This window comes from Streptomyces sp. NPDC033165, from assembly GCF_055577965.1.
Genome location: NZ_JBVIPK010000036.1, coordinates 1 through 3669, shown reverse-complemented (window position 1 = coordinate 3669; position 3669 = coordinate 1). Strand labels below are relative to the sequence as shown.

At 71.4% G+C, this 3669-nt stretch carries 1 protein-coding gene; it reads right to left on the bottom strand.

The features are described 5' to 3' along the window. On the bottom strand, positions 1–3669 hold a 3669-nt coding region (locus ACZ5WC_RS33140), incomplete at both ends, for a non-ribosomal peptide synthetase (protein ID WP_468544289.1).

Genomic DNA, 3669 nt, shown 5'->3' with positions numbered 1-3669 from the left:
CCCCGGCACCTCCCCCCGCACCCGCGCCGCATAAGCACGAGCCAGATCCGAAGCCAAAGGACCCAACGACCACCCATCACCCGCAATGTGATGGACCACTATCAGCAGCACGTACTCCTGCGCCGCCAGCTCGAACAGGTCGGCTCGCAGGGGTGGTTCGGCCGCGAGGTCGAAGGGGTGGCGGGACGCCGACGTAAGGGCGTCGGGCAGTTCGGTCTCGTTCGTCGGGGTGACGATCAGACGCGGTACGGCCGCCTCGGGCGCCAGTACGTGCTGGTACGGCACGCCCTCGGCCTCCGGGAACACCGTCCGCAGACTCTCGTGACGGGCCACGAGGTCGCCCAGGGCGGCCCGCAGCGCGTCGCGGTCCAGCTCACCCGTGAGCCGCAGTGCCAGCGGAATGTTGTAGGTGGCGCTGGGGCCCTCCATCTGGTGGATGAACCACAGCCGACGCTGGGCGAAGGACAGCGGCATGACGTCGGGCCGCTGCCGCTGTGTCAGCGCCAGACGGCCGGGCCCCGCGGTGTCCAGGAGCGTGGCCACCTCGGCCGGCGTCGGGCCCTCGAAGAGCGAGCGCAGCTCCAGCTCGACCCCGAAGACTGCCCGGACCTGGGCGATCAGACGGGTGGCCAGCAGCGAGTGCCCGCCCAGGTGGAAGAAGTCGTCGTCCACCCCGACCCGCGACAGCCCGAGGACCTGCGCGAACAGATCGCACACGATCTGCTCCTGCGGCGTACGCGCCTCCCGCCCCGCGGCCGACACCGAGAAGTCCGGCTCCGGGAGCGCCGCACGGTCCAGCTTGCCGTTGGCCGTCAGCGGGAGCCGGTCGAGGGGGACGATGAACGCGGGGACCATGTAGTCGGGCAGATGGTGACGGCTGTGCTCGCGGAGCTTGGTGACGAGGGCGCCGGTGCCGCGGCGTGCGGCGGGGTTGGTCGTCCACGTCGACAGGGGCGTGACCGAGGTGCCCGTGCCGGCAGGGGCGTAGGTACCCACAGGAGTGCCCTCGGCAGGTCGGCTCCGGTCGAGGAGGAGGACGTCGACCGTGTCGCGGTCGTGGGTGCTCCAGGTGATGTAGGTCCAGTAGCCGTGTTCGTCTCCCAGGGCCTGGAACGCTTCCAGGGGGATCTGGGTGGCGTTGGTGTCGGCGGGCGGAGGTGTGTCGCCGTAGAGGGTGTGCTGCGCGGCGAGTTCGTGGGCGAGTCGGGGGTTCGGGACGCCGGTGACGCGGAGTTGGGCGGGGCACTCGGTTTCGACGTGGCGTCGCAGATCGGCGAGGGTGGCGCCGGGGTCGGTGTGCCGGGGCCAGGGGCGGGTGGGGATGTCGGTGAGCGGGTGGGGGGTGATGCCGGTTTTGTAGAGGGTGGCGTCGTAGCGGTAGCGGGTGAGTTCGTTGTGGGCGGTGCCGCGTTTGAGCTGGATGTCGGTGCCCGCGAGGTCGGGGATGTGGTGGGCGAGCGCGGTGAAGTACTCCGGGTCCACCAGGAGTTCCTTCTCCAGGACGAGGCTCTGCTCGACCGCGCGGCGAACGGCGGCCGTGTCCGTCGGGTCGTCGGCGCGCGCGGTGTGGACGGCTGCGGCGAAGGTGCGCAGCAGCCGGGGGTTGCGGACGTCGCCGATGAAGAGGGCCCCGCCGGGGGCGAGTGCGCGGACCGCGTTCGCGACGACCTGTTCCAGGTAGCCCGCGTTCGGGAAGTACTGGACGACGGAGTTGAGGATGATCGTGTCGAAGTGGCCTGCGGGGAGGCCGTCGAAGTCGTGGGCGGGCCGGGTGCGGAGCCGGACCCGGGGGACGAGTTCGGGATCGGCGTCGACGTGGCGCTGAAGGTCCTTGATGACGGTGGGCGAGAAGTCGGTGCCCCAGTACTCCTCGCAGTCGGGTGCCAGCCGGGCGAGGAGCAGTCCGGTGCCCACGCCTATTTCGAGGACGCGGCGGGGGCGGAGTGTCCTGATGCGGTCGACGGTCGTGTCGCGCCACTCCAGCATCTCGGGCAGCGGAATCGGCTGACCGTCGTAACTGCTGTTCCAGCTTGCGAAGTTCTCGCCGAACTCCGTCCCGGGCGCGGTGGCGTAGACGGAGTCGTACAGGTCCTGCCACTCGCTCAGCTGGCTCTGCTCGACCTCCTCGTCGTACGCGCGCGCCGAGGTGTCGGCGACGACGTAGGCGGCCAGCCGGGCGTCCCCGGGCTCGTCCTCGCGGACGACGACGGCGGCCTGGGCGATGTCGGGGTGGTCGGTCAGCACGGCCTCGATCTCGCCGGGTTCGATACGGAACCCCCGGATCTTGACCTGGTGGTCGGCACGGCCGACGAACTCCAGCTCCCCGTCCGGGTTGTGGCGCACCAGGTCACCGGTGCGGTACATCCGGGCACCGGGCTCCGGAGCGTAGGGGTCGGCGACGAAACGCTCCGCCGTCAGGCCCGGTCGGCCCAGATAGCCGCGGGCCACACCCGTACCCGCGATGTACAGCTCCCCCACCACTCCCGGCGCGACCAACCGCAGCCCGTCGTCCAGGACGTACACCCGGGTGTTGATGACCGGCCGGCCGATCGGCGGTGCACCCGTGGTGCCGGCCAGGTCCGCGGCGGTCGACCAGATGGTGGTCTCGGTCGGTCCGTACAGGTTGGTGAGGTCCTCGGTGAGCGTCCGCAGCGAGTCGGCCAGGACGACGGGCAGTGCCTCGCCGCCGACCAGTACGCGCAGTCCGCGCAGGGCGTCCGGTTCGTGTGCGACCAGCAGTTGCCACAGGGACGGCGTTCCCTGCACGACGGTGACACCGTGCCGGGCGATCAGGTCGAGCAGGGCGGACGGCTGAGGGACGGCTTCCTTGGGCGCGAGGACGACCGCGGCACCCGAGAGCAGCGGGTGGTACAACTCCAGCGCCGCGATGTCGAAGGCGACCGTGGTGACCGCGAGCAGCCGCTCGTCGGGCCTCAGCGGCACCTTGTGCCGCATGGCCTGGAGGAAGTTGAGCAGAGCGGCGTGCGGCACGACCACGCCCTTGGGGCGGCCGGTCGAGCCGGAGGTGTAGATCACATACGCGGCATCGGCGGCTGTCAGCGGCGCGGCACGGTCGGCGTCGTCCGGGTCGGTGTCGGGGCAGTCGGCCAGCACCGCCTGTGTGTCCGCGGAGTCCAGTGTCAGCCGCTGCGGCGACCCTCCGCCGGCCGGTAGCTGGGCGTCCGTCGCCGCGGTGGTCAGCAGGAGCGTCGGCTCGGCATCCGCCAGCACGTACTCAAGGCGCCCGGAGGGATGGCCCGGGTCCAGTGGCAGGTACGCGGCACCGGTCTTGAGCACCGCCAGGAGAGCTACCACCAGGTCGACGGAGCGCGGCAGGGCGAGCGCGATCACCGTGTCCGGTCCGGCACCCCGGCGCAGCAGGGCGTGGGCCAGCCGGTTGGCGCTGCGGTTCAGTTCCGCGTACGTCAGGGAGGTGTCCCCGGCGATCAGGGCGACGGCATCCGGCGTGGCCCGCGCCTGCTCGGCGAAACGTACCGGCAGCAGGTCCTCGCCGACCTCGGCCCCGGTGTCCAGCCAGGTGCCGAGCGCCTGTCGGTGTTCTTCGGGGGTGAGGATGTCGATGTCGTCGAGTGGCCGATCAGGGTGGGTGGTGGCCGCGTCCAGCAGACGGACCCACCGGTCGAAGAGCGCCTGGACCGTGGACGCGTC